Genomic DNA, 26,097 nt, shown 5'->3' with positions numbered 1-26,097 from the left:
TTTCTTTCAATCCGTTACTAATCAAGTTTTAATCGATTTTGTCCTGAATTTCAAACTCTTCTAACTGTCTTTGAAAAACTTTTGCTTTTTCGCCTAATATTTCACCAATTGGTAAATGTGCTTGTTTAATAAGCTGTTCAATTTTTTGTGGTGACATAATGACATGAAGATGTAAATTACCTTCATCATCATAGTGTTCAGATTGAATTACATTTAAGGAGTAAAGTTGAGTACGTAACTTTCCATAAGAAGGTTTGAGTGTTAATTCAAAACTTTGGATTTGCCCCATTAAGGCTTCATGGACTGCTTTTTTGAGTAAATTTAAACCTTTTCCACTATGTGCAGAAACATAAACTCGATCGGGTAAATGGGGTTTTGCATAAATAATTTTAGCTTCTTCTTTTGATTGGTCAATTTTGTTATACACCCGAATAATTGGAACTTCTGCGCCAATTTCTGTTAAAACTTTTTCAACAGCTTCAATTTGTTCCAACATGTCGGGGCTACTTGAGTCAATAACATGTAGTAGTAATGTTGCTTCAAGAGTTTCTTCAAGAGTTGCTTTAAATGAGTCGACCAATGAGTGAGATAGATTGCGTACAAAGCCAACTGTGTCTGCGAGTACAAGTTTACCAATACCATCCCATTCTAATGCACGTAAGGTAGGGTCTAGTGTGGCAAAAAGTTGATCTGCTGCGTAAACATCACTATTGGCTAAAATATTAAAAAGTGTAGATTTTCCCGCATTGGTATATCCAACCAAGGATACAGTTGGAATTGCTGCTTTTTGGCGTGCTAAACGACCTTGCTGACGAGTTTGTTTAACCTTTGCAATTTTGGCCTTGAGTTGCCCCATACGTAATTGCAGTAATCGGCGGTCTGTTTCTAGTAGTGTTTCTCCAGGACCACGTAAACCAATACCACCTTTTTGGCTATCTAAATCTCCTCGACTACGAATAAGCCGAGATGCAAGATGTTGAAGCTGAGCAAGTTCAACTTGTAAACGACCTTCGTAGGTGCGTGCACGCTGTGCAAAAATATCGAGAATGAGTTCGGTTCTATCTACAACTCGACACTTCATAATTTTTTCTAAATTACGTGCTTGAGCAGGGGTAAGTGCATGATCAAAAATAACCAGGTTTGCATCTAACTCTTGAACACGTTGGGCAATTTCGTCTGCTTTGCCTGAGCCAATAAAAAGTTTGGCATTTGGTTTTATGCGCTGTGCATGTATGTGTTCTAAAATTTCGGCACCCGCAGATTTTGCGAGAAGGAAAAATTCATCTGCATCAAGATCATTGAGCATTTGTACAATGACGCTTACAAGAATAACTCGTTCACCAACTTGATGTTCCGTTAAATCTATCACTCAGCCGAATCTCTAGAAAATAATAAAGTTATATTCTAGAGTATATCTGTAAGGTGTGCTTTGCTATTTATTATAGCGCCGCAACAAAAAGATGAGCAAAAGTAATGATCGTACCAAAATACAAAATACATCCACCAAGGATCATTTGTAGTGCTGTTGAGTAGCGAATGGTATTCTGTGTTTGATCATTTTCTTGAGAGTTCATAAGAATCACTTTTTGATTTAATATTTCGATTGATTTAGTTTATTTGATTTAAATATTGAATTAAAATTGGTAAAAATGATTTTTATGTTCGCTTTTTATAATCAATGCAAGTTGGGAATGAAAAGTATAAGATAATGTCAAATCATGATGACGTTTAGTGTGATCATTTTATTGCTCCTGCAACTTTAATAACTTAAATATTAAATATGAACGCGATTTCTAAATTTTTTCTTTATTCCAAAAAGCTCATTACAGGTACAGCCACTGTTCTTCAGGGGTTTTATTTGGTTTACCGCTATGGTTTATACAAAGATTCAAATAATCCTAAAAATACGCGCTATGTACAGTATTTTTGTAGAAAGTTATGTCGTGAATTTAATATTGAAGTGAAGGTTCATGGTGAAATTCCGCGTACACCTGCATTGTGGGTGAGTAATCATGTGTCATGGTTAGATATCGCCGTATTGGGTTCTGGGGCACGTGTTTTCTTTTTGGCAAAAGCTGAAATTGAAAAATGGCCCTTGCTTGGAAAACTTGCTAAAGGTGGTGGTACATTATTTATTAAGCGTGGATCAGGAGATTCTGTTCGTATTCGAGAGCAAATTGCTGAATTCTTAAAACAGGATATTCCTGTTTTGTTTTTTCCTGAAGCAACGACAACAGATGGTACGCGAATTAAAAAAGTACATGGTCGAATTTTAGGTGCTGCAATTGAAGCACAACGTCCTGTACAAGCTTGTGTAATTTGCTATGTAAATAAAAATGGCGAACAAGATATGGTTGCGCCTTTTATTGGTGATACTAGTTTTGCAGAGCATGTGAAAAAGGTGGTTGAAATGCCTAAGGTGACAGCTCACTTAATGGCTTTAGCTCCAATTTCGGTAGAAGGTCATACGGTTGATACTTTAACAGCACTTGTTCAGCAAAAAATGGTTGAAGGATTAGACACATTACAAAAAGAAGTATTGAAATCTCCATCTTCTAATTCATAACTACATAAAACCTTCTAATGGCAGCCATGAAACAAATTTCAAGGCTGCTTTTTTATACCATTTTAACTTGGGTTCTTTACGTAAGGTTTCGATAGAGCCATCTTCTTTTTTTAGTTGCCAATTAATATTGTTTTTTGAGTCTAAAACGAGTTTATAAGCATATTTAGGTAGGTTTAAATTCATCGTTTGATGAACTGTACGTGCTAAAGTTGGACTATTGAGTAAAACACCAATTTCAGAATTTAAATAAGATGAGCGTGGGTCGAAGTTAAAAGAACCGATAAAAACTTGTTTCTCATCAATAGTCATAAGTTTGGCATGTAAACTTGAACGACTTAAACCTTTGAGTTTTACTTTCGCTTTTTTAGAAAGCTCTTCTGTATTTGCATACAAGTTATTTTGTAATGGTGCATGTAGAAACTCATAAAGTTGAACATGATTTTCTAAAAGTTCTTGTCGATATTTTGAGTAAAATGAATGAACAACAGGGACATCATTGGCTTGAAATGAGTTTGTTAAAATTCGAACATCTACGCCAGAATTTGCCAACTCACTGAGTTTTTCAGAGCCTTGTTTTTCTGGTACAAAATAAGCAGAAATGATATCTACACTTTTTACTGGCTGATCTAAGTGTTTAAGTAGTTGGAAGTTTAAATGTTCTTCTTTTGATGCTTTAGATTTTATTTTACTTGGTGAATCACTCACAACTTCTGCACGCACCCAATCGAACTGAATATTATTATTCAACCACTCTTCAAATGCTTGAGATCGATAGGCTAAATTCAAATAATTTTGAACAGTTGCTTCCTGATAATGCTCTTCAAGTTGTTGCTTTAAACCATCATAGCGTAGGGTGTAATGTCTAGGATTGACTAGTTGGATAACGGGAAAGGCGTAGTCATCATTCCAATATTCATCGAAAGAATGGATGATGTCATCAGAAGCAGTACCTGCCAAAATGACATCTACATCAGCAAATTGGTATTTATCACTTACATTATAGTATTGATTACTCATATTACGCCCACCAATGAGCGCAAGTTGATTATCGACAATAAAGCTCTTATTGTGCATACGTCGATTAATACGTTTTAAATCTAATACCATGTCCATAGCACGGTAGTGGCGGAAGCGATATGGATTGTAAAGCTTAACGCTAATATTAGGGTGTTGATCTAATGCGAGATAAATGCCTTCCATTTTCTTTGCATTATTATCATCTACCAATAGACGCACTTTAACGCCACGATCGGCAGCTTGTATAATTGCATGTAATGCAAGGGCACCTATTTTGTCGTTATCCCAAATATAGTATTGTAAATCTAAAGTTTTTTCTGCACGTTCAATAAGATGGATACGTGCTGCAAGCGCTTCAAGTGGGTCGTATAGAATATGATAACCCGTTAAATTTGGATTTTTTTCGCGTAGCGGTTCAATAATTTGTGCAAGTGATGTTGTTGATGTATTGATATCAAATGCATGTTGAATAGGTTGTGGAATTTGTTTGGGAAGTGTTGAACATGCAGGAACACCAATCACAAGTGTACTCACAAGTAGAATTTTGGCGAGTGCGCTAGAATTCGATTGATGAATATTTTGTTGATCTTGCAAGAGAACAATCCTTGTAGTTCTAGATAAAAATAGAATAGAAAAAATTTGGTTTGAGTATAATTCCCAGCTGTGAAAAGATAAAGATAAGGACGTAATATTAACGTCAAGCAAATGTAGAGAATAAATATGTGGGATCCAAGTTCAATGATTATATATTTTTATATCGTGATGGGTCTGCTTGCGATTTGGGGCGTTTCTCAGGCATGGGTAAGTCAATCAAATACTGAAACAATTCATCCATTTAAATCGTTCGTACACTTACTTGCATTTTATTTATCTTATTTACTTATTCCTGTGTTTATTTTTAGCCTATATGCAGGCTTTTTTGAATATTATTCAATTCACGAAACGATTTTTATTGTTTTAGTGAGTGGTATTTTAATTTATGCCCGTTTTATTGAGCCATTTTTTATTAAAGTTCAAAAAACTCAATATCAAATTAATCCAGATCAGCCATTAAAGAAACCTGTAAAAATTGCACTCATTGCAGATTTGCATATTGGACTATTTTCAGGTCATGAGCGTCAGTTAAAACTGATAGTCGATAAAATTAACCATGAACAACCTGATTTAGTAGTTGTTGCAGGGGATTGGACTTATGAGCCAGAGAATAAATTAGTACAAGAGCTTGCTGTTTTAAAAGGTATTCAAGCACCTGTTTATTCTGTGAGTGGTAATCATGATGAACAGTATCCAGGACCACCAATTCAAGCCTTACTTGCGAATGCATTAGAACAAAACAATGTGTTAGATATTGAAGGTCAAATTGTAGATTTTGATGAGTTTCGATTATTGGGTGTTGGTGACTTGTGGGCAGGTAAAACGGATATGCGCTATATGCCCGACTTACCTCAAGATAAACCATGGATTATTCTGTCTCATAACCCAGATACGGTAGATATGGTGCCTAAACTACCAACCCGTCCATTAATGCTTTCAGGACATACGCATGGTGGACAAGTAGAGTTGCCGTGGTTGACCGATTATATTATGAAAAAAGTATCAATATTAGGTCATAAAAAAGGGCTTTATCATCATGAGCATGCCGATGTTTTTGTGACGGTGGGAACAGGTATGGTGGGAGTACCATTTCGTTTTAGAGTGCCACCAACGATTGATATTATTGAATTGCATTAAGTTAAATAGATAAAAAAACCAGCACATTGTGCTGGTTTTTTTAGGATGTTTTACGCTTATTAAACTTGATTGTTTACATCATCATTTTTAGTTTCACGAATCATTAAGAATGCAATAAGTGAAAGAATTGATGCTGCTGTTAAGTAATAACCTACAGCATATAAACCATAGCCAGTCGCAAGCTTAGTTGCGATGAGCGGCGCAAAAGATGCACCAAAGATACCCGCTAAGTTAAAGGTAAGTGCAGAACCTGTGTAACGTACTGAAGTTGGGAAAATTTCAGATAATACAGTCCCAATTGGACCATAGGTTAAGCCCATAATTGCAAGACCAATACATAAGAATAAGAACACAACAAATGTGTTACCAGATTCAAGTAAGTCTGCGAAGAAAATACCAAAAATAGCAGAAACAACACATACGCCAATTGATGTTGCTTTACGACCAAATTTTTCTGCAAAAACAGCAGAAAGAGGAATGAAAGCAGCAAAGCAAAGAGTTGCAACCAACTGAAGTTTTAGGAATTCTTCACGGCTATAGCCTAGTTGTGTTGTACCCCATTGTAATGCAAATACTGTTGTAAGATAGAACACAACGAATGTACAAATAGCCGCAATTGTGCCTAATACAAGCATACGAGAGTGTTTCTTAAATACTTGAACAAATGGAACGTTTACTTCTTTTTGTTTATCTAAAACTTTTTGGAAAGCAGGTGTTTCATGAAGTTTTAAACGAATCCATAAGCCAACAATTACAAGTAAAGCACTTGAAATAAATGGAATACGCCATCCCCATTGCATGAATGCTTCTTCAGTCATGAAGTGGCCAAGCGTTAGAAATGAGCCTGTTGCAAGAATAAAGCCAATAGGTGCACCTAGTTGCGGGAACATACCGTACCAAGCGCGCTTACCTTCAGGTGCATTTTCTGTTGCTAGAAGTACAGCACCAGACCATTCACCACCCAAACCTAAACCTTGTCCTAAACGGCAAAGAGCAAGTAATAATGGGGCAACAATACCAATTTGAGCATAAGTTGGTAATAAACCAATACAAACAGTTGAAATACCCATCGTTAATAGTGCAGCAACAAGTGTTGCTTTACGACCAATACGGTCACCTAAATGCCCAAATAAAGCGGCACCAATAGGACGGGCAATAAATGCAATGGCGAATGTAGCAAGAGATTGAATGGTTGCCGTCATTGGATCTGTACTTGCAGGGAAGAACAAATGTGGAAAAATAATAACAGCAGCAGTTGCGTAAATATAAAAATCGAAGAATTCGATTGTTGTACCTACTAAGCTTGCAGTAAGTACACGAAATTTTGAATTGGTTGGTTGCTGAGTAGCAGCAGTATTCGAAGACGACATTAGGAACCTTACACTTAATAAAATTAAAAAAACTTAGTTTTAAAAGCGTAATCTTTTTTCGAAAAACGTAATTTCTTAAAAAAACAACGGCAACCTTCTCAATTCGACTCGCTCAGGGTCACTGAAATGAAGAATGAGATGATTAAATCACGTAAAGATAGATAGACAGAAATTGTGATCCTGCGCCTATCAATACAAAAATATGCCAGATAGCGTGTGTGTATCTTACTCTTTTTAATGCATAAAACAATGCACCAATCGTATAAGATAATCCACCAATGATTAAAAAAGTGAGTGCATCTTTAGAGAGATACTTCTGCATATCATCTATGACCAGTACGGCAAGCCAACCCATGATTAAATATGCAATGAGTGAAATTTTCTGGAAACGATGAATAAAAACTAACTTGAATAGTGTTCCAATAAGTGCAATTACCCAAAGTGCGACTAATAAATATTTGGCTTTATCTGTGGGTATCGCAATCGCAAGATAGGGGGTATATGTTCCCGCGATTAAATAATAAATTGCGGTATGGTCTAATTTTTTATACCAAAAACGTTTTTCTGGTGTTTTTGCCAGATGGTAAAGCATTGATCCTGTAAAAAGTAAGATCATGCTAAATCCATAAACCCACAGACCCATCCATTGACCAGTACTTAAATAACTACCCTTGTAGATCATAAGAGCTGCAGCAATACAGGCAAGTACGGCACCAATTCCATGGCTCCAGACATTAATTCTTTCTTCGGAACTATCGTAATCTTGAACAAGTGGCGCATTCATAAGCTTATGCCATATTTATAAATATACAATTGTATAGTAATTGAATTTTCATTTTTGTGTAAGAACATTTACACTTAAACCGCAATTTACTTTAGGTTTTACTCATGTCTCACTTGGCAAATCTCTCAATTCAAGAACAACAGTTTTTAGAAGCTTTACAGCAAGCTCTTGAAATACAAAGTTTTGATCGACTTATTTTTAGCCAATATAAAGGTGAGCTAGAAAATTTAGAAAAAATAAACTTAAGAGTTATTTTACTGCAAAATGAACAAATTTTAAGTTGTTTATATAAATATAAGACTCAAGATATCACTAAAAATTTTCCAATTGCACAAACAATGGATGTTGCCATGGAACTTTTGAGTGTATGTAAGCAAGCCAATTTAATGACAACAGAACAAGAACTTCAACTCAAAAAAAATAAGAAAAAAGTGATGTTAAGTGTCAGTAAAAATAAACCTTCGATTAAGGCAAATGAACAACAAGGTCATGATCGAACCAAGCATCGATTTGTTGAACAAAGCAGTCCATTTTTAAAAGGCTTAGGCATTACAGATGTAAACGCACAAGTTATTCCAAGCATGGCAAGAAAATGGAAACAAATTAATAAATTTGTAGAAATTTTTTCAGGTGCTTTAGATCAAATTAAAACAGATGATCATGCTTTGCATGTTGTAGATTTTGGTTCGGGCAAAGGTTATTTAACATTTGCCCTATACGATTATATGGCGAAGCATCTTCAAACTCCGTATGTAACAGGAGTAGAACTGAATGAGAAAATGGTTCAGTTTTGCCAGAACTTAGCGACAGATGCTCAGTTTAATCAACTCGATTTTTTCCAAGGTGATGTACGTACATACGCACCAGAGCGTTTAGATGTGATGATTGCGCTTCATGCATGCGATGTTGCAACAGATTTTGCGATTCACACAGGCATTCGTTTAAATGCTCAAATGATTATGTGTGCGCCATGTTGTCATAAAGAATTAAGACCACAGCTCAAAGCGCCTCAGGTTTTACAACCGATGTTGCAGTTTGGTATTAATGCAGGGCAACAAGCAGAAATGTTAACCGATACCATTCGTGCATTAATTTTGAAAGCATACGGTTATGAAACTAAAGTATTTGAGTTTGTTGCTTTAGAACATACGAGTAAAAATAAAATGATTCTAGCGACAAAACGTAAAGACTATGTTGAGCCTGATCAAAGTGTTTTACATCAAATCCAAGCTTTGAAAGACATGTATGGTATTAAAAAACATTCATTAGAACTTTTAATGAATGATCAATGGGATCAACAAAATATTGGGTGTAAGTGCTAAGGTGAAATGATGAGCCAATATAAGATAGTTTTAGGCACTTGGCAGGAATTAAAACAGTATGCAGAAGTGATTCGCCGTGCTGTTTTTATAGAAGAACAAAATATTGCAGAAGCTGATGAGTGGGATGATCAAGATTTTATCAGTCTTCATTTTATTGTTTATGATCAAGAGAGAGCAATTGCGACAGCACGTTTATTGCAAAATGATAGCATTGGGCGTGTAGCGGTTTTAAACTCGCATAGAGGTTTGGGTATTGGTAAATTACTTATGCTTGAAATAATACAAACGGCTAAAAATCAAGGTCGCCATCACGTTCAATTGTCCGCACAAAAACATACTATTCCTTTTTATAATAGTCTTGGTTTTCAGCAAAAAGGTGAGTTTTATTTAGATTGTGGAATTCCACATATAGATATGGATTTATCTTTATTTGAAGTCTAAATTGATATAAAAAAAGCGAGATAATAAATCTCGCTTTTTCACATTAAAAAATAACGAATATTAATGACCATGCGCACTTGAAGCATCGGACATTTGAGCATGTTCTTCAGCAGACATGTTATGCATATCGCTAGCCATTCCTTCACGTTCAACTTTATCTGCTTGAGCTTTCTCTAAAGATTCTTGAGACATTGCAGGTGCATTTTTAAAAGCATGTTGTTGTGTATTTTCTTTAGCTTTTTGACTTGGCATATAGTCAGGTTCGTTGGTCACAGCCAAGTAGAAAAATCCTAGAAAAAGGATGCCACCAATCGTGAATAAAATAAGTGCTTTCCAGCCCCAAGGAGATTTTTCTGGAGAAGTTTGATCTGACATAATCAATACCAATTGAAATGAAAAAAAGTATGAATTGATTAATCTTATATCATAAAAGCACCAATATAGGGCTGAATATTTGTGTTCACGTCCAAGCTTGTTATTGAAACTAGAGATTAAAAACTATGTATTTGGCTTCAGTTTTTAGCCAAATCACTTTTGCATTATTTTTATTGTATTGATGATATACATTTAATATATCCGTATTTTTTAAACCTCAATCATGAGGATTGGTTGGAAGTATAGAGCTTTACGCAAAAAAAGCCCATGTTGAACATGAGCTTTTTTAGATTAAAAATTAATGATAACCGTGAAGCTGGCGGTATAGACCTGGTGTGACACCTGTCCACTTTTTAAATGCACGGTGGAATGTACTTGTTTCACTAAAACCAACTTGTTGAGCAACATCTTCAAGCGTTAATGTTGGGTTTAAGAGTAAATGAATTGCCGCATCTCGACGTAAAGCATCTTTTACACCTTGATAGCTTTTCCCTTCAGCAGCTAAACGACGTCGTAATGTTTGTGGAGATAAGTACAACATCGAAGCCACATCATTAAGCGTTGGCATTTCTTCACCAATTTGGCTCTTTAATACATCACGAATACGTGAAGTTAATGAGTTGGTGTTTTTAAATTTCACAAGAAGTTGAGCAGGAGCGGCCTTTAAGAACTCCTCAAGCGTTTCTTCTGTTTGACGAATAGGTAGATCTAAATAATCTGCTGCGAAGGTAATTTCTGTTCGTGGTGTATCAAATTGCATTACAGGTGCAAAGAATAGCGCATCGTATTCATCTGCATGATTAGGGCGCTCATAACCGAAGTGTACACGTTCTAGTGGAATACGACGGTCAATTAACCAAGATGCAAGACCATGCCAAATCATCAGCATACTTTCAGTCATGAAATGATCTGGATCACTTTCTTGAGGAATGAGAGGGACTAAACGTGCTTCGTGTTTATCACGTTCAAGATTCACGCACCAATCATCGCCGAAGAGCTTGTAGAATTGTGTTGAAAGTTCTAAAGCATCACCAAGCGTTTTTGCATGAATAATCAGCTGACACATAATGGCAAATGAGCCTAAGCGACGTGGCTGTATTGCTGTAAAGCCAATGTGCTCATCTTGAGTCACCATCCACAACATTTTTACAAAGCGTGTGTATTGTTCAGGGGAAATACGTGCTTTAGGCTGGCGTAATAATTCTGCTTCAATGCCAACGTGAGACAGCAAAGTTTCTACATCCATGCCTAAGCGTTTTACCCCAGTCAGGGCAGCATTCACAAAGTGGATACTAATTGTGTCTCTGCTAGCGTTAAATACTTCAGACTCTTTTGCGTTCACGGATATTTGACCTAAATGACATTAAAAAAATATATTTGGCAATTTACAAGATTGTTTTTGCCAATTTCATACATGGTAAATTGCCGAAACTATCAAGGTAAATGGCTGAACATGACATTGTTTTTGTCGTTTTATCTTATATGTAAAATATAAGAAATAGCAAAATTAGAGTAAAAACTCGAATTTTATTTTCTTTAAGATGCTGAATAATATAATTATATGTTTATTTTTATTCGCAGTTCTTACTAGTGTAATTTTGTAAATTGAATATATTGTGTTTGTGCATATTGAATCAATTTTATCAGTCGTATTTTTAACAATAATGTCAGTGCGAGGTTAATTTGTACGTTGAGGTGGATCTTTTTTAATTTTTAGATAATTTTTCTATTTGCCGAATTGACAATAAAAAAGCCTATTAGAAATAGGCTTTTTTATTAAGGTATGGAAAATTAAAAACGTTTTGGAATTTTTTGACCGTTAAGAACAGGTGTGTCTGCATTTTTTAGTACACCAAATAACCATGTTTCTGCATGATGTACTGCATCTTTTAATGTATCACCCATCGCCAAGCGTCCTGCTATAAAGCTTGCAAGTGAGCAGCCTGAACCATGGTATTCACCTTCTAAACGCGGGCATTTAGTTTCGGAAATGAGTTCACCTTGAATGTATAAAGCATTACGAATGTAGTCAGGAGTATCTTCATGACCGCCTTTGACTAAAACAGCGTGAGCACCCATTTCAAATAGTTTTGCTGTTGCTTGTTCTAAGTCTTCTATACCTGTTAAAGCGCGAAGTTCAACTGTATTTGGCGTTAAAATAGTCGCTAAAGGAATAAGCTGTGCAAATGCTTTAACCAATGTTGTTTGATCACCCAAAGAGCCACCGCTATTTGCAACTAAAACAGGGTCTAAAACATATTGGTAATCTGCATGGATTGTTAAGAATTCAGCAAGTGCGGCAATATTGTCTGTTGTACCTAACATGCCAGATTTAACACAATGAATAGGTAAGTCACCTACAACTGCATTTGCTTGAGCAAGTAGTAACTCTTTTGATGTTGCTTCAAAACCAAAAACTTGTTGTGAGTTTTGAATGGTTAATGCTGTACAAGCAATAGCAGCATGAGCACCACTTTGACCAATAGCTTCAATATCTGCTTGTAAGCCAGCACCGCCAGATGGGTCTAATCCAGAAAAACAAAGTACTGTTGGGCGCACAGGCTCATCCTTTAATTATTCAATTTGCGTTAGTATAGGTAAAATTGATTCAACACTCGATAGCCTTTTTTATCGAATGTGTGAAACCGTAAAACTAGGAAAGAGTTTACTCCGTGATTAATACTGTACTCATAGATTTAGATGGAACTTTGACAGACCCAAAAGTGGGAATTACCACTTCGGCACGTTATGGCTTAAATAAAATTGGGCATCCTATTGCAGATGATGTGAATATCGATTGGATTATTGGACCGCCATTAAAGGCATCTTTGGCAAAAATATTAAATGTATCGGTAAATGATGATTTAGCCGAGCAAGCATTATTGGGTTATCGTGAACGTTTTTCTGTAACGGGTTTGTTTGAAAATTTAGTATATCCAACAGTTGCGGAAACACTTAAGGTTCTAAATGAACGTGGATATACCTTATATGTTGCAACAGCAAAGCCAACGATATACGCCAAACAAATTTTAGAACACTTTAATTTGGCTCAATATTTTAAAGTCATTTACGGTAGTGAGCTTACAGGTGAGCGTACCAATAAAGCAGAATTGATCGCCTATATTCTTGAAAAAGAAGCATTATTGGCAGAAAACTGTTTGATGATTGGTGATCGTGAATATGACATTTTAGGTGCGCGTAAAAATAGTATTGAAGCAATAGCTGTTGAATATGGCTATGGTTCGGATGATGAAATCACGTGTGCTGAACCTAAAGCACGTATTCAAGTATTCTCTAGTTTGCTTGAATATCTACCTACAATTAAATAAGTAGCACTCAAAAGCATTAGCTCATATCAATAAATAAGCTCTCTTTTACTTCCTCCATCACGATATAACTATGTGATGAGGCAGAGGATGGGAGCTTTTTTAATAGGTCACCCAACAAACGTCTATACGCACTCATTTCTTTTAAGCGAGCTTTTACGAGGTAATCAAACTCACCTGAAATTAAATGACATTCTAAAACTTCTGGAATTTCGACTAAATCACGTGCTACTTGATCAAATACATCACCAGACTTTGCTGAAAGTTTAATTTCTAAGAAGACCAATAAATTACGATCAATGAGTTGCGGATTCACACGTGCATGATATCCCATAATAATGCCTTCACGTTCTAGGCGTTTTACACGTTCTGAACATGGTGTTGTTGATAGGTTTACTCGAGATGCCAATTCGCTGATTGCAATTCGTCCATCTTTTTGCAAAATATTTAAAATCTGTCTATCCGTTCTATCTAATGGTCGCATGAATAATTTCCTTTTATTCTCAAAAAATCAGGACAAAAATATTAAATTACCTAGATGAATGGTTCTAATTTAGTTAATTTAACTATCTAACCAAAAATATACTAGTTAAATCAACTGAAATATATTCGAGGGATTCGAAATGCGCGTTATTGTTTTAGGTAGTGGAGTAATTGGTGTGACCAGTGCGTACTATCTTGCGCAGCAAGGAGCAGAAGTTACTGTGTTGGATCGTCAAACTGGTCCTGCGGAAGAAACTAGCTTTGGTAATGCAGGGCAAATTTCTCCGGGATATTCGACGCCGTGGGCTGCACCTGGAATTCCTTTTAAAGCAGTAAAGTGGATGTTTCAACACCATGCACCACTTGCCATTAATATTGATGGAAGCATGTGGCAATTGCAATGGATGGCGCAAATGCTGAAAAACTGTAATGCAGATCGTTATGCAATTAATAAAGAACGAATGGTTCGTGTTGCAGAATATAGCCGTGATTGTTTAAAAAAATTGCGTGAAGATATTGGTATTTCTTACGAAAACCGTTCTAAAGGCACATTACAAGTTTTTCGTAACGAAGCTCAGTTAGAAGCAGTTCAACGTGATATTGAAGTATTAAAAGAAACTGGTGTTGCTTTTGAGTTGTTGGATAACGAAGGTTTAGCGCGTGTTGAACCTGCACTTGCAAATGCAAAAGATAAGTTGGTTGGTGGTTTACACTTACCAAATGATGAAACAGGCGATTGCTATATTTTTACAAATTCTTTGGCAGATCATGCTAAAGCGATAGGCGTGAAGTTCCAATTTAATTCAAACGTTGAAAGACTCATTGTTGAAGGTGATGAGATTAAAGGCGTATTGGTGAATGGTGAAGTGCTCACTGCCGATAAATACGTACTTGCTTTTGGTAGTTATTCACGTGATTTTTTAAAGCCACTCGATCTAGATTTGCCTGTGTATCCTGTTAAAGGTTACTCATTAACAGTACCAATTATCGACTCTGCTTTTGCACCACAATCGACAGTATTAGATGAAACTTACAAAATTGCGATTACACGTTTTGATGAGCGTATTCGGGTGGGTGGCATGGCAGAACTGAGTGGTTTTAATTTGGGCTTAAATGAAGATCGTCGTGGAACTTTAGAAATGGTAACACGAGATTTATTCCCAGGTGGAGATTTAGAAAATGCCAGTTTTTGGACAGGTTTACGCCCAATGACACCAGACAGTACGCCAATTATAGGGGCTACACGCTTTAAAAATTTATTCCTTAATACAGGTCATGGCACATTAGGTTGGACTATGGCATGTGGTTCAGGGAAATTGATGAGTGATTTGGTGTTAAATAAAACGCCTGAAATTAGTACTGAAGGCTTATCGTTGCAACGTTATGCCGTAGCGTAACAGTTTATTTGTTATTTGGTCGCTCAAGGAAGAGAAAATGCCACGTCCAATTACAGCAATCATTCATCATGATGCGTTGCAACATAATTTAGATATTGCACGCAAAAGTATGCCTCATAGCAAAGTGTTTGCTGTTGTTAAGGCAAATGCTTATGGGCATGGTATTGAGCGTGTTTATCAGGCCTTTCAAGCAGCAGATGGTTTTGCCTTTATTGATTTAGATGAAGGCAAGCGACTACGCGCTTTAGGCTGTACACGCCAATTGCTTTTGCTTGAAGGTGTTTTTGCTTTTGATGATTTGTATTTTTGTCAGAAATATCAAATGAGCTTTGCAGTTCACGGTGAACATCAAATTGAATGGCTTGAGCAATTTTCACAGCTTAATCCTGAAGCTAAATTTGACATTTTCTTAAAAATGAATAGTGGGATGAATCGTTTAGGATTTACTCCTGAGCAATACCCTCAAGTATGGCAAAGGCTTTCAACCCTGAATGTTGTCCAATCTATTACGCATATGACGCACTTTTCAAATGCTGATGGTGAGCGTTTTGGACAAGATGGTGTGAAATATCAACAAGACATTTTTGAATCTATTACCCAAAGGCTAGACGGTAAAACGTCCGTGAGTAATAGCGCTGCTATATTAAGACATTCAAATCATCTTCGGTCGGATTATGTTCGTAGCGGTATTATGCTTTATGGAAGTTCTCCCGATTACCCAACACATCATATTCAAGATTGGAATCTTAAACCGACCATGAGTTTAAGAAGCGAAATTATTGCCATGCAAAATATAAAAGCAGGCGATAGCGTGGGCTATGGTTCAAATTTCATTGCTGAACACGACATGAAAATTGGTGTTGTTGCCTGTGGTTATGCCGATGGTTATCAGCGTATATCGGCAACAGGAACCCCCGTATTGGTAGATTCTATTCGAACAACAACAATTGGGCGGGTTAGCATGGATATGCTTGTTGTTGATCTTACTCATATAAAACAAGCAAAAATTGGAAGTGAGGTTGTGCTTTGGGGATATTCTTCTCAAGGCATTGTTTTATCAATTGATGAAGTTGCAATAACTTCAGGAACAGTTGGATACGAGTTGATGTGTGCTGTGACAGCACGTGTGAACTTTGTGCAATCACAATAAAAGGAAGGAAAAATGTCTCAATTAGATATTCAAAGATTTAACACAAACGAAGTCATGAGCTCAGTTGTGGTATTTAACAAAGTTGTTTACTTGTCTGGGCAGGTACCTAAAAACACAGATAATGATGTTGCAGGTCAAACTACAGAAATTTTAAATACAATTGACCAGTTATTGGCACTAGCGAATACCGATAAAACACGTCTTTTATCCGCACAATTATTTGTCAAAAATTTAAGTGATTTTCAAACGGTAAACTCAATTTGGGTTGATTGGTTGAAAGGACACGAGACACCTTCACGTGCAACTATTCAGGCCGATTTGGTTAATCCAAACTGGTTAATTGAAATTGCAGTGACAGCAGCACAACATTAATAAGTAATTAAAAAAACGATTTAAAGTAATTGTTTAGACGTTTTATTGTGAGTTTATTCATGATTAAACGTGAAAAATAACATAAATGTTTGGTTTTAGGATTTAAATCAAAGTATGTTATCTAGCTTTGAAAAAGACGGTTAAATGGATGTTTTATTATGAAAACAACAGGTCTTGATGATGCAAAGTCATCATCCAATGAATTACAACGCAAACTATCCAATCGACATTTACAATTAATTGCGATTGGTGGTGCGATTGGAACAGGGTTGTTTATGGGATCGGGGAAAACCATTTCTCTAGCAGGTCCATCAATTCTGTTTATTTACATGATTATTGGTTTCATGTTCTTCTTTTTAATGCGTGCTTTAGGTGAAATTCTACTTTCAAATTTACACTATAAGTCTTTTATTGATATGGCAACCGATTTAATAGGACCCAGTGCTGGTTATTATATTGGTTGGTCATATTGGTTAGGTTGGGTGTTGGTTGGTATTGCCGATTTAGCTGCAATTATTAATTATTTAGGCTTTTGGTTACCGCCTGATATGGTATTTACCCCAATGGGACAAGCCTTAATTAGTGCTGCATGCGTAATCTTTATTCTTGGCATTAACCTTGTAACCGTTAAGTTGTTTGGTGAAATTGAGTTTTGGTTTGCTTTAATTAAAATTTTAGCCATTATTGGTTTAATTGTAATTGGTGGATACATGGTATTCACTGGCTTCCAAGCACCAACAGGTTCAGTTGCAAGCTTTAGTAATATTTGGTCACATGGCGGAATGTTCCCTAAAGGTGCAATGGGCTTTTTAGCAGGTTTCCAAATAGCAATGTTCGCCTTTGTTGGTGTTGAATTGCTTGGAACAATGGCTGCAGAAACTAAAGATCCTGAGAAAAATCTACCTAAAGCGGTAAATGCAATTCCAACTCGGATCATTCTTTTTTATGTACTTTCATTACTTATGATTATGGCGGTTACACCGTGGGTTGAAATTCCTGCAGACCAAAGTCCATTTGTAAGTTTGTTCTTGCATGCAGGTATTCCAGTTTCAGCAATTATTATGAATTTGGTTGTACTTTCATCTGTAATGTCATCTATGAATAGTGGTGTATTTTCCACAAGTCGTATGTTGTTTGGTTTAGCGCGTGGAGGGCAGGCTCCTCAAAAGCTTGCAGAGCTTTCTAGACGTGCAGTGCCTGCAAAAGGTTTATATTTCTCATGTTCATTTATTATGATTGGCGCAGCTTTTCAATATTTTGTACCTAATACAATGGAAGCCTTCACACTAGCAAGTTCGCTATGTGTCATTTTATTTATTAGTATTTGGGGTTTAATTATGGTGTGTTACATCCGCTACCGTAAATTGAAACCTGAGCTACATGAAAAATCTAAATTTAAAATGCCAGGCGGTGTGGCAATGTCATACGTTGTATTGGCATTCTTGCTCTTTGCTTTGGTTATTCTTAGTCTAGAGCCTGATACCTTAAAGGCATTAATTATTAGTCCATTGTGGTTGGTTATCCTTGCGGTTACTTATCGTATTTTTTATAAGCCTCGTATTGAAAAAATGAAGTTCTAATATGTTGAATAAGTAAAGTATGAAATGTAAAAAAAGCCTCCAGTTTTGGAGGCTTTTTTATAATATTGAATATCTGCAAACTTTAGAAACTTGGTTTAACAACAACTAAAATAACAACCGCAAATAAAATTAGCGTTGGCATTTCATTGAAGTAACGCCAAAACTTATGTGATTTATAATGCGCATTGTTAATCAGTTTTTTACGGTAATAACCACATACTAAATGGTAAATCACCAATAACCCTACTAAACCAACTTTAAGATAAAACCACATTGCTTCATGGTAATGTCTGGTTGCATCACCCCAATCCACTAAAAAGTGAGCTGTAATGAGTGTTGCAATCATGGCAGGCCACATAATGCCACGGTATAACTTGCGTTCCATGACTTCAAAGCGTTGATGGCTTGTTACATCATCGCTCATAGCATGGTAAACAAATAAGCGTGGTAGATAGAATAAAGCTGCAAACCAACATACCACGGCAATTATATGTAATGCTTTTACCCATAAGAAAGCATCTGAAGGAGCATCCATTGAATATCCTTTTTAGGGATTATTCATCCCACTTCTTGAAAATTAGGCAAGCATTTACGCCGCCAAAGCCAAAACTGTTACTCATTACAGTATTCAATTTTGCTTCACGTTTTTCAAGTACGATGTCATAACCTTTTGTACCCTCATCAAGTTCAGTTACATTGATGTTTGGTGCAATAAAGTCATTTTGCATCATAAGAATAGAATAGATTGCTTCTTGAACGCCTGCCGCACCAAGACTATGACCTGTCATAGATTTAGTTGAGCTTAGTGGAGGAACATTACCTTCACCAAAAGCACGGCCCATTGCATTTAACTCTGTAATATCACCGGCAGGAGTAGATGTACCGTGTGTATTTACATAGTCAATTTTATCGACGCCGTGTTGTTTAGCTTCTTCTAAAGCCATAAGGATACAACGCGTTGCACCTTCACCGCTTGGTGCAACCATGTCTGCACCATCAGAGTTTGCAGCGTAACCAACAACTTCAGCAAGAATGTTTGCACCACGAGCTTGAGCATGTTCTAAAGATTCAAGAACAACAAAACCGCCGCCACCAGCAATAACGAAACCATCACGGTCAGCAGAGTAAGGACGAGATGCAGTTTCAGGGGTATCATTATATTTAGAACAAAGTGCGCCCATTGCATCAAATAATAAGCTTTGTGACCAATGATCTTCTTCACCGCCACCTGCAAGCATTAAATCTTGTTTACCTAATTGAATTAGGTTGTATGCATAACCAATTGCATCCGCAGAAGTTGCACAAGCACTTGTAATTGTATGAGCAACACCTTGCAGTTTAAATGCAACACCAACGTTTGCTGTAATTGTGTTGGTCATGTTACGTGGAACAAAGAATGGACCAACTTTACGAGCACCTTTAGTTTCTAAAAGTTCATTCATTTCTACAACAGAAGCAGTTGAACCACCACCTGAACCACCTGCAATACCATAACGTGGATTGCCACCAAGTTGTTCAGCAGTTAAGCCTGCATTTTCTACTGCAGCAACTGCAGCGTTGTAAGCATACATTGCACAAACGCCCATAAAGCGTTTTAAGCGACGGTCAATTCCATCGAAATCTTGAGCAGCAGCTGCACTGATATGACTTTTAAAGTTTAGTTCTTGGTAGACTGGATTAAGACGTGTTCCTGAAATCCCATTTTGTAAAGAGTGGTTCACTTCTTCTAATGTATTACCAATACATGAGTTAATGCCCATGCCAGTGATTACAACACGTTTCATCTACAGATCCTTTATATAGTGATAATACTGAGGTGTGGGTTTCTAAAACGTCCGTCTGCGTTAAAACTAGAAGCACTTCTCAATATACTTTCAATGTGATCATAATAGCAGAAAGAATTTTGAATTCTTATGGCAAATATTATGCCTATTATTGCGTTGTATAATGAATGTGGTTGGGTGTCTGTATTTAAGTCAAAGATACATAATAACATTGAGATAAATGTAGACTAAGCCTAGTATTTACTTAATAAACCGAATAATTGGGAGAGTGGGGAATAATGAAAGATTCTAATAATAAACGATCAAGGGGATTCCTCACTAATGCTTTTGGAGTGGCTAAAAAGCTCAGTGAGGTTGGCTTGGACGTTATTCAACAAGCAACAGCAAATGATATTTCCAAACAAAACTTGGAGATTGATAAAGCCAGTGTTGTTGAAGGAACTGCACGATCTAAAAGTATGTTTGATGCAAATATATATGAAAATCCACAACAATTATTGCGTACACATGTTCCGCAAGTATCTCGACAATTATTAGGGCGACATTATGGAACAATAGATCGTGTTGCAAATTTGGTGTCTCCACATTTCTCAGATAAAGTTTCAGACTATCTTTTTGACCAACTCAATACATTTACCAACAATATAAGCTCAGTAGATGCTGTATTAGATGAGGCTGGTGTTCAAAATTTAGAGGAGCTTACTCGAGACATCAGCCGATCTCAGCGTATTAGTCAGGCTTTGGTTGAACAAAATAAATGGATTGCTTCTGTACAAGGTGCTTTAACAGGTGCAACAGGTGTTATTGGTTCTACAATTGATGTTCCTGTTTCTATTGTGATGTCTTTACGAACGATTTATCAGGTTGGTCGCTCATATGGTTTTGAATTAAATAAAGAAACGGATCAAGATATTGTTCAGTATATCTTTAGGCAAATTGATTTAGGGTTAATTGCAGAAAAACAAGCCATTCTCATGGGTATAAAAGCAATTGCAACTACACTAGAAACACATGATGTGTATCAATTGCAGAAACTTGTTGGTTCTAGTAATGATATTGAAGCTCTGAAACGATGGCTGACCAATGAAGATGGTGATGCTAAATGGCAATGGTTGAATAATATTCCTAAATTTTCAATGCTGACAAAACTAGCTCCTGTTGCAAGTGCATCTGTTGGGGCTATATATAGTCGTAAGCTTGTTGAAGAAGTGAATATAAAAGCACAGGTGATCTTTGCTCAAGCACGCGCTTTTTTAATTGATCAAAAAGACTTAGCACTGTCCCCGTTGGAAGCTTATGAAAAATCATTGGCGTTGGTCGCTCAAGTTAAACCGAAACTTGTAGAGCACATTAAATCTCATGTAGATGCAAATGATCACACACATGCTGATTTAAATAAAACTGATAAAACGATAGAGCCGATTGTTAAACAGACATCTGTGGAAGAGCAAGTTGTAAAAAAGACTGTGCGAAAAAAGCCAGTCACGCAGAAAGAAGGAATGGTAATAACGCGAAATAAAAGGGCAGTAAAACCTAAACAACCTCCAAAAGACAGGGTTGCAACTGAAACAAGTTCAAAGGTTGAGGGGGAAGTTGTGAAAACAACATCCGCTGGGTCTGAAAATAAGGTTACAAAAAAATCAATAAATCAGCAGGAATAATATCTGCTTAAATAACAAGTTAAAATTCACGCTAATGTAGAAATAGTCGATATTTGGTATGTAGTCGAATATTGACCATTTCATTCACATGACATACAATTGCATGCCCTCAAAAAGTGGTATTTTTTGGGGCTTTTAATTAACGGGAGAATTGCCAAATGGCAACAACAAATCAGTTGATCCGTAAGGGTCGTGCAACTTTGATTGAAAAATCAAAAGTTCCTGCGTTGAAGGCTTGTCCACAACGTCGTGGTGTTTGTACACGTGTTTACACAACTACACCTAAAAAACCTAACTCAGCAATGCGTAAAGTTTGCCGTGTTCGCTTAACTTCTGGCTTTGAAGTATCAAGCTACATCGGTGGTGAAGGCCATAACTTACAAGAGCACAGTGTTGTTCTTATCCGTGGTGGTCGTGTTAAAGATTTACCAGGTGTACGTTACCATACAGTTCGTGGTTCATTAGACTGCGCTGGTGTGAAAGATCGTAACCAGTCACGTTCTAAATACGGTACTAAACGTCCTAAGAAATAATTCGTTAAGAATTAGCTTCTAAGACCGTAACACCGCAATCCTTTATCGTCTCGCTTGTCTGATTTCTGCATTAATTTTGTGAAATTCAAGCGACGTGTAGTAAGGCCAGCGAATTGTACATGACACTTTGTACTCATGCTGGATAAACCTGAAGTGTCATATTTATAGGTAGTTTAAAATGCCAAGACGTCGCGTAGTCGCTGCTCGAGAAATCCTTCCGGATCCTAAATTCAGCAGCCAAACAATCGCTAAATTCATGAACCACGTAATGCAAGATGGTAAAAAATCTATTGCTGAAAGTATCGTTTACGGTGCTTTAGACCGCGTTCAAGAAAAAAATAAAGTAGACCCAGTTGAGTTTTTTGAAGCTACGCTTGAAAAAGTTCGTCCTATGGTTGAAGTAAAAGCACGCCGTGTTGGTGGTGCTACATACCAAGTTCCTATGGAAGTACGCCCATCCCGTCGTACAGCTTTAGCGATGCGTTGGTTAGTAGATGCTGCTGCTAAGCGTTCTGAAAAAACTATGGCTTTACGTCTTGCTGGTGAGTTGCTTGATGCAGCTGAAGGTAAAGGCGCAGCGGTTAAAAAACGTGAAGACGTGCATCGTATGGCTGAAGCCAACAAAGCGTTCTCTCACTACCGCTTCTAAGCAACTAAAACAGGCCTTATTCAGGAGGGTGGCATATTGGTTGTCACCAATTTGTCATCAAAGCGCTTTAAGTTGCTAGCAACTTAAAGCGTCCTGTTTTAAACAACAAAATTTAGGAATGCAAGAAATCATGGCTCGTCAAACCCCAATTTCTCGTTACCGTAACATTGGTATTTCTGCTCACATCGATGCTGGTAAAACCACAACTTCAGAACGTATTTTGTTCTACACAGGTGTATCTCACAAACTAGGTGAAGTACATGATGGTGCAGCAACTATGGACTGGATGGAACAAGAGCAAGAACGTGGTATTACAATCACTTCAGCTGCTACAACTTGTTTCTGGTCAGGCATGGGCAAACAATTTCCAGAACACCGTATCAACGTAATTGATACACCGGGACACGTTGACTTCACAATCGAAGTTGAGCGTTCTATGCGTGTTCTTGACGGTGCATGTATGGTTTACTGTGCTGTAGGTGGTGTTCAACCTCAGTCTGAAACTGTATGGCGTCAAGCTAACAAATACCAAGTGCCTCGTTTAGCATTCGTGAACAAGATGGACCGTACAGGTGCAAACTTCTTCCGTGTTGTTGAACAAATGAAAACTCGTTTAGGTGCACATCCTGTACCTGTAGTTATTCCTGTTGGCGCTGAAGATAACTTCCAAGGTGTTGTTGACCTTATCGAAATGAAAGCAATCATTTGGGATGAAGCATCTCAAGGTATGCAATTCGAATATGGCGACATTCCTGCTGACCTAGTTGATACTGCTAACGAATGGCGTACTAACATGGTTGAAGCTGCGGCTGAAGCATCTGAAGATTTGATGGATGAATACCTAAACAATGGCGATTTGACAAAAGAACAAATCGTTGCTGGTCTTCGTGCTCAAACTTTGGCTTGTGAAATTCAACCAATGCTTTGTGGTTCTGCGTTCAAAAACAAAGGTGTTCAACGTATGTTGGATGCTGTGATTGAATTCTTACCATCACCTACAGAAGTTAAAGCGATTGAAGGTGTACTTGACGATAAAGCTGAAACTAAAGCGACTCGTGAAGCATCTGACGAAGCTCCGTTCTCTGCACTTGCATTCAAAATCATGAATGACAAATTCGTAGGTAACTTAACTTTCGTACGTGTTTATTCTGGTGTTCTTAAACAAGGCGATCCAGTATACAACCCAGTTAAAGCTAAACGTGAACGTATTGGCCGTATCGTGCAAATGCACGCAAACGATCGTCAAGACGTTGAAGAAATCCGCGCTGGTGATATCGCTGCATGTGTAGGTCTTAAAGACGTTACAACTGGTGATACACTTTGTGATGAGAAAAACATCATTACTCTAGAGCGTATGGAATTCCCTGAGCCAGTAATTTCTTTAGCTGTAGAGCCTAAGACAAAAGCTGACCAAGAGAAAATGTCTATCGCTTTAGGTCGTTTGGCTAAAGAAGATCCATCGTTCCGTGTACGTACTGACGAAGAATCTGGTCAAACAATCATCGCAGGTATGGGTGAGCTTCACCTTGACATCCTTGTTGACCGTATGAAGCGTGAATTTAACGTTGAAGCGAACATTGGTAAACCAATGGTTGCTTACCGCGAAACGATTAAAAAATCTGTTGAGCAAGAAGGTAAATTCGTACGTCAAACTGGTGGTAAAGGTAAATTCGGTCACGTATATGTTCGTTTAGAACCTATGGATGTTGACGAGTCAGGTAAAGAATACGAATTCGTTGAAGAAGTTGTAGGTGGTGTTGTACCTAAAGAATTCTTCGGCGCAGTTGATAAAGGTATTCAAGAGCGTATGAAGAATGGCGTATTGGCTGGCTACCCTGTAGTTGGCATTAAAGCGACATTATTCGACGGTTCTTACCATGATGTCGATTCTGACGAATTATCGTTCAAAATGGCGGGTTCTTATGCCTTCCGTGATGGTTTCATGAAAGCGGATCCTATCCTTCTTGAACCAATCATGAAAGTTGAAGTAGAAACTCCAGAAGACTACATGGGCGATATCATGGGTGACTTAAACCGTCGTCGTGGTATGGTTCAAGGTATGGACGATTTACCTGGTGGTACTAAAGCAATCCGTGCTGAAGTTCCATTGGCAGAGATGTTTGGTTACGCGACTCAAATGCGTTCTATGTCTCAAGGTCGTGCGACTTACTCTATGGAATTTGCTAAATATGCTGAAACTCCACGTAACGTGGCTGAAGGCATCATTTCTAAATTCCAGTCTGGCGGTAAAAAAGGTGACGACGAGTAATCTTTCGATTACTATAAGCCCAAACTAATTTATAGTTAAAACCAAATGCTCATGGGTTATCCCCCATGAGTTGTTTAAAAAGGAAGATCTCATGGCTAAGGCTAAGTTCGAACGTAATAAGCCACACGTTAACGTGGGCACAATTGGTCACGTTGACCATGGTAAAACTACTTTAACAGCTGCAATTGCAACTGTATGTGCTAAGAAATTTGGTGGCGAAGCGAAAGACTACGCTGCAATTGACTCTGCACCTGAAGAAAAAGCACGTGGTATTACAATTAATACTTCACACGTAGAATACGATTCTCCAATTCGTCACTACGCTCACGTAGACTGCCCGGGCCACGCGGATTATGTTAAAAACATGATTACTGGTGCTGCTCAAATGGATGGCGCGATCCTTGTATGTGCTGCGACTGATGGTCCAATGCCACAAACTCGTGAACACATCCTTCTTTCTCGCCAAGTAGGTGTTCCATACATCGTTGTATTCTTAAACAAATGCGACCTTGTTGATGATGAAGAATTACTTGAATTAGTAGAAATGGAAGTTCGTGAACTTCTTTCTACTTATGACTTCCCAGGCGATGACACTCCAGTTATCCGTGGTTCTGCTCTTGCTGCGCTTAACGGTGAAGCTGGTCAGTTCGGTGAAGATGCAGTTGTTGCTCTTGTTGAAGCTCTTGATACTTATATCCCAGAGCCAGAGCGTGCTATCGATCTTCCATTCCTTATGCCAATCGAAGATGTATTCTCTATCTCAGGTCGTGGTACAGTAGTAACTGGCCGTGTTGAGACTGGTATTGTACGTGTTGGTGAAGAAGTTGAAATCGTTGGTATTAAAGATACAGTTAAAACAACTGTAACTGGCGTAGAAATGTTCCGTAAACTTCTTGACGAAGGTCGTGCGGGCGAGAACTGTGGTGTTCTTCTACGTGGTACTAAGCGTGAAGACGTTCAACGTGGTCAAGTACTTGCTAAACCAGGTGCAATCAAGCCGCATACTAAATTCGACGCAGAAGTATACGTACTTTCTAAAGAAGAAGGTGGTCGTCATACTCCATTCCTTAACGGTTACCGTCCACAGTTCTACTTCCGTACAACTGACGTAACTGGCGCTATCGCTCTTCAAGACGGCGTAGAAATGGTTATGCCTGGTGACAACGTAGAAATGTCAGTAGAATTAATCCACCCAATCGCAATGGACCCAGGTCTACGTTTTGCGATCCGTGAAGGTGGTCGTACAGTTGGTGCTGGTGTAGTTGCTAAAGTAACTGCATAATCGCT

Annotated in this window: 25 protein-coding genes; 14 read left to right on the top strand and 11 right to left on the bottom strand. The window is 37.6% G+C overall.

What is annotated here, in order from left to right:
* Positions 1-28 precede the first annotated feature (28 nt).
* Positions 29-1,369 carry a ribosome rescue GTPase HflX gene (gene hflX / locus AC5YDH_RS12095; RefSeq protein WP_496119844.1) on the bottom strand — a complete coding sequence of 447 codons (1,341 nt, stop codon included), beginning with the start codon at positions 1,367-1,369 and terminating at the stop codon, positions 29-31.
* A gap of 70 nt (positions 1,370-1,439) precedes the next feature.
* Positions 1,440-1,574, bottom strand: coding sequence for a hypothetical protein (locus AC5YDH_RS12090; protein WP_496119842.1), 135 nt, complete (start codon positions 1,572-1,574; stop codon positions 1,440-1,442).
* Positions 1,575-1,780: 206 nt separating this feature from the next.
* Here AC5YDH_RS12090 and AC5YDH_RS12085 point away from each other — a divergent pair, with 206 nt between their 5' ends.
* Positions 1,781-2,566 (top strand): lysophospholipid acyltransferase family protein, encoded by a 786-nt coding sequence (locus AC5YDH_RS12085; RefSeq protein WP_496119840.1) that lies wholly within the window; start codon positions 1,781-1,783, stop codon positions 2,564-2,566.
* Here the strand turns inward: AC5YDH_RS12085 and AC5YDH_RS12080 are convergent, their stop codons facing one another.
* Positions 2,567-4,177, bottom strand: a complete 1,611-nt coding sequence (locus AC5YDH_RS12080) for a phospholipase D family protein (protein WP_496119838.1) — start codon at positions 4,175-4,177, stop codon at positions 2,567-2,569.
* A gap of 126 nt (positions 4,178-4,303) precedes the next feature.
* Between AC5YDH_RS12080 and AC5YDH_RS12075 the strand changes: the two genes are divergently transcribed.
* The gene (locus tag AC5YDH_RS12075; protein ID WP_496119836.1) at positions 4,304-5,314 is read left to right on the top strand and encodes a metallophosphoesterase; all 1,011 of its coding nucleotides are present in this window, start codon (positions 4,304-4,306) and stop codon (positions 5,312-5,314) included.
* Positions 5,315-5,373: 59 nt separating this feature from the next.
* On the opposite strand, the gene AC5YDH_RS12070 is transcribed toward AC5YDH_RS12075, so the two are convergent.
* The gene (locus AC5YDH_RS12070; protein WP_496119834.1) at positions 5,374-6,684 is read right to left on the bottom strand and encodes an MFS transporter; all 1,311 of its coding nucleotides are present in this window, start codon (positions 6,682-6,684) and stop codon (positions 5,374-5,376) included.
* A gap of 142 nt (positions 6,685-6,826) precedes the next feature.
* Positions 6,827-7,468 carry a PAQR family membrane homeostasis protein TrhA gene (gene trhA, locus AC5YDH_RS12065; protein WP_496119832.1) on the bottom strand — a complete coding sequence of 214 codons (642 nt, stop codon included), beginning with the start codon at positions 7,466-7,468 and terminating at the stop codon, positions 6,827-6,829.
* Between the two features lie 104 nt (positions 7,469-7,572).
* Here trhA and AC5YDH_RS12060 point away from each other — a divergent pair, with 104 nt between their 5' ends.
* Both AC5YDH_RS12060 and AC5YDH_RS12055 read left to right on the top strand, forming a co-directional pair.
* Entirely contained in the window at positions 7,573-8,790 is a 1,218-nt protein-coding gene (locus tag AC5YDH_RS12060; RefSeq protein WP_496119831.1) for a class I SAM-dependent methyltransferase, read from the top strand.
* A 9-nt stretch (positions 8,791-8,799) separates the two neighbouring features.
* On the top strand, positions 8,800-9,231 hold the full coding sequence (locus AC5YDH_RS12055; protein WP_496119830.1) for a GNAT family N-acetyltransferase: 432 nt from the start codon (positions 8,800-8,802) through the stop codon (positions 9,229-9,231).
* Between the two features lie 60 nt (positions 9,232-9,291).
* Here the strand turns inward: AC5YDH_RS12055 and AC5YDH_RS12050 are convergent, their stop codons facing one another.
* The 3 genes from AC5YDH_RS12050 to AC5YDH_RS12040 form a co-directional block, all read right to left on the bottom strand.
* Entirely contained in the window at positions 9,292-9,606 is a 315-nt protein-coding gene (locus AC5YDH_RS12050; protein ID WP_496119829.1) for a hypothetical protein, read from the bottom strand.
* Between the two features lie 298 nt (positions 9,607-9,904).
* Positions 9,905-10,948, bottom strand: a complete 1,044-nt coding sequence (locus AC5YDH_RS12045; RefSeq protein ID WP_496119828.1) for an AraC family transcriptional regulator — start codon at positions 10,946-10,948, stop codon at positions 9,905-9,907.
* A 449-nt stretch (positions 10,949-11,397) separates the two neighbouring features.
* Entirely contained in the window at positions 11,398-12,165 is a 768-nt protein-coding gene (locus AC5YDH_RS12040) for a hydroxymethylpyrimidine/phosphomethylpyrimidine kinase (protein WP_496119826.1), read from the bottom strand.
* Positions 12,166-12,278: 113 nt separating this feature from the next.
* Between AC5YDH_RS12040 and AC5YDH_RS12035 the strand changes: the two genes are divergently transcribed.
* Entirely contained in the window at positions 12,279-12,935 is a 657-nt protein-coding gene (locus tag AC5YDH_RS12035; RefSeq protein WP_496119824.1) for an HAD-IA family hydrolase, read from the top strand.
* A 16-nt stretch (positions 12,936-12,951) separates the two neighbouring features.
* Here the strand turns inward: AC5YDH_RS12035 and AC5YDH_RS12030 are convergent, their stop codons facing one another.
* Positions 12,952-13,416, bottom strand: a complete 465-nt coding sequence (locus AC5YDH_RS12030) for an Lrp/AsnC ligand binding domain-containing protein (protein ID WP_496119823.1) — start codon at positions 13,414-13,416, stop codon at positions 12,952-12,954.
* A 139-nt stretch (positions 13,417-13,555) separates the two neighbouring features.
* On the opposite strand from AC5YDH_RS12030, the gene AC5YDH_RS12025 reads away from it, so the two are divergent.
* The 4 genes from AC5YDH_RS12025 (at position 13,556) to AC5YDH_RS12010 (ending at position 17,914) form a co-directional block, all read left to right on the top strand.
* Positions 13,556-14,812 carry a D-amino acid dehydrogenase gene (locus AC5YDH_RS12025; RefSeq protein WP_496119821.1) on the top strand — a complete coding sequence of 419 codons (1,257 nt, stop codon included), beginning with the start codon at positions 13,556-13,558 and terminating at the stop codon, positions 14,810-14,812.
* A 37-nt stretch (positions 14,813-14,849) separates the two neighbouring features.
* Positions 14,850-15,962 carry an alanine racemase gene (alr, locus tag AC5YDH_RS12020; protein ID WP_496119819.1) on the top strand — a complete coding sequence of 371 codons (1,113 nt, stop codon included), beginning with the start codon at positions 14,850-14,852 and terminating at the stop codon, positions 15,960-15,962.
* Between the two features lie 12 nt (positions 15,963-15,974).
* A complete protein-coding gene (locus AC5YDH_RS12015; RefSeq protein ID WP_496119818.1) occupies positions 15,975-16,334 on the top strand; it encodes a RidA family protein in 360 nt (119 codons plus the stop codon).
* A 158-nt stretch (positions 16,335-16,492) separates the two neighbouring features.
* Positions 16,493-17,914 carry an amino acid permease gene (locus AC5YDH_RS12010; protein ID WP_496119817.1) on the top strand — a complete coding sequence of 474 codons (1,422 nt, stop codon included), beginning with the start codon at positions 16,493-16,495 and terminating at the stop codon, positions 17,912-17,914.
* A gap of 82 nt (positions 17,915-17,996) precedes the next feature.
* Here the strand turns inward: AC5YDH_RS12010 and hemJ are convergent, their stop codons facing one another.
* Entirely contained in the window at positions 17,997-18,449 is a 453-nt protein-coding gene (gene hemJ / locus AC5YDH_RS12005; protein WP_496119815.1) for a protoporphyrinogen oxidase HemJ, read from the bottom strand.
* A 19-nt stretch (positions 18,450-18,468) separates the two neighbouring features.
* Positions 18,469-19,698 (bottom strand): beta-ketoacyl synthase N-terminal-like domain-containing protein, encoded by a 1,230-nt coding sequence (locus tag AC5YDH_RS12000; RefSeq protein WP_496119814.1) that lies wholly within the window; start codon positions 19,696-19,698, stop codon positions 18,469-18,471.
* A gap of 278 nt (positions 19,699-19,976) precedes the next feature.
* Between AC5YDH_RS12000 and AC5YDH_RS11995 the strand changes: the two genes are divergently transcribed.
* The 5 genes from AC5YDH_RS11995 to tuf all read left to right on the top strand — a co-directional run bounded on the left by AC5YDH_RS11995 (position 19,977) and on the right by tuf (position 26,092).
* Complete coding sequence (locus AC5YDH_RS11995; RefSeq protein WP_496119812.1) at positions 19,977-21,359, top strand: EcsC family protein; 1,383 nt, start codon at positions 19,977-19,979, stop codon at positions 21,357-21,359.
* Positions 21,360-21,517: 158 nt separating this feature from the next.
* Positions 21,518-21,892 carry a 30S ribosomal protein S12 gene (gene rpsL, locus AC5YDH_RS11990; protein WP_495348580.1) on the top strand — a complete coding sequence of 125 codons (375 nt, stop codon included), beginning with the start codon at positions 21,518-21,520 and terminating at the stop codon, positions 21,890-21,892.
* 178 nt (positions 21,893-22,070) lie between these two features.
* Positions 22,071-22,541 carry a 30S ribosomal protein S7 gene (gene rpsG / locus AC5YDH_RS11985; protein WP_005179845.1) on the top strand — a complete coding sequence of 157 codons (471 nt, stop codon included), beginning with the start codon at positions 22,071-22,073 and terminating at the stop codon, positions 22,539-22,541.
* A 130-nt stretch (positions 22,542-22,671) separates the two neighbouring features.
* Complete coding sequence (gene fusA, locus AC5YDH_RS11980; RefSeq protein WP_496119809.1) at positions 22,672-24,810, top strand: elongation factor G; 2,139 nt, start codon at positions 22,672-22,674, stop codon at positions 24,808-24,810.
* 91 nt (positions 24,811-24,901) lie between these two features.
* Complete coding sequence (gene tuf / locus AC5YDH_RS11975) at positions 24,902-26,092, top strand: elongation factor Tu (RefSeq protein ID WP_496118052.1); 1,191 nt, start codon at positions 24,902-24,904, stop codon at positions 26,090-26,092.
* The last annotated feature ends 5 nt before the right edge of the window (positions 26,093-26,097 follow it).

The sequence above is a fragment of the Acinetobacter sp. FY683 genome (genome assembly GCF_059515885.1).
Note: the sequence above shows the minus strand (reverse complement) of the source record. Positions and strands in the feature narration are given on the sequence as shown.

Coding starts and splice junctions, on each gene's coding strand:
- AC5YDH_RS12090 (WP_496119842.1), bottom strand. CDS start 1,574: ATGAACTCTCAAGAAAATGATCAAACACAGAATACCATTCGCTACTCA.
- AC5YDH_RS12085 (WP_496119840.1), top strand. CDS start 1,781: ATGAACGCGATTTCTAAATTTTTTCTTTATTCCAAAAAGCTCATTACA.
- AC5YDH_RS12075 (WP_496119836.1), top strand. CDS start 4,304: ATGTGGGATCCAAGTTCAATGATTATATATTTTTATATCGTGATGGGT.
- AC5YDH_RS12070 (WP_496119834.1), bottom strand. CDS start 6,684: ATGTCGTCTTCGAATACTGCTGCTACTCAGCAACCAACCAATTCAAAA.
- trhA (WP_496119832.1), bottom strand. CDS start 7,468: ATGAATGCGCCACTTGTTCAAGATTACGATAGTTCCGAAGAAAGAATT.
- AC5YDH_RS12060 (WP_496119831.1), top strand. CDS start 7,573: ATGTCTCACTTGGCAAATCTCTCAATTCAAGAACAACAGTTTTTAGAA.
- AC5YDH_RS12055 (WP_496119830.1), top strand. CDS start 8,800: ATGAGCCAATATAAGATAGTTTTAGGCACTTGGCAGGAATTAAAACAG.
- AC5YDH_RS12050 (WP_496119829.1), bottom strand. CDS start 9,606: ATGTCAGATCAAACTTCTCCAGAAAAATCTCCTTGGGGCTGGAAAGCA.
- AC5YDH_RS12030 (WP_496119823.1), bottom strand. CDS start 13,416: ATGCGACCATTAGATAGAACGGATAGACAGATTTTAAATATTTTGCAA.
- AC5YDH_RS12025 (WP_496119821.1), top strand. CDS start 13,556: ATGCGCGTTATTGTTTTAGGTAGTGGAGTAATTGGTGTGACCAGTGCG.
- alr (WP_496119819.1), top strand. CDS start 14,850: ATGCCACGTCCAATTACAGCAATCATTCATCATGATGCGTTGCAACAT.
- AC5YDH_RS12015 (WP_496119818.1), top strand. CDS start 15,975: ATGTCTCAATTAGATATTCAAAGATTTAACACAAACGAAGTCATGAGC.
- AC5YDH_RS12010 (WP_496119817.1), top strand. CDS start 16,493: ATGAAAACAACAGGTCTTGATGATGCAAAGTCATCATCCAATGAATTA.
- hemJ (WP_496119815.1), bottom strand. CDS start 18,449: ATGGATGCTCCTTCAGATGCTTTCTTATGGGTAAAAGCATTACATATA.
- AC5YDH_RS12000 (WP_496119814.1), bottom strand. CDS start 19,698: ATGAAACGTGTTGTAATCACTGGCATGGGCATTAACTCATGTATTGGT.
- AC5YDH_RS11995 (WP_496119812.1), top strand. CDS start 19,977: ATGAAAGATTCTAATAATAAACGATCAAGGGGATTCCTCACTAATGCT.
- rpsL (WP_495348580.1), top strand. CDS start 21,518: ATGGCAACAACAAATCAGTTGATCCGTAAGGGTCGTGCAACTTTGATT.
- rpsG (WP_005179845.1), top strand. CDS start 22,071: ATGCCAAGACGTCGCGTAGTCGCTGCTCGAGAAATCCTTCCGGATCCT.
- fusA (WP_496119809.1), top strand. CDS start 22,672: ATGGCTCGTCAAACCCCAATTTCTCGTTACCGTAACATTGGTATTTCT.
- tuf (WP_496118052.1), top strand. CDS start 24,902: ATGGCTAAGGCTAAGTTCGAACGTAATAAGCCACACGTTAACGTGGGC.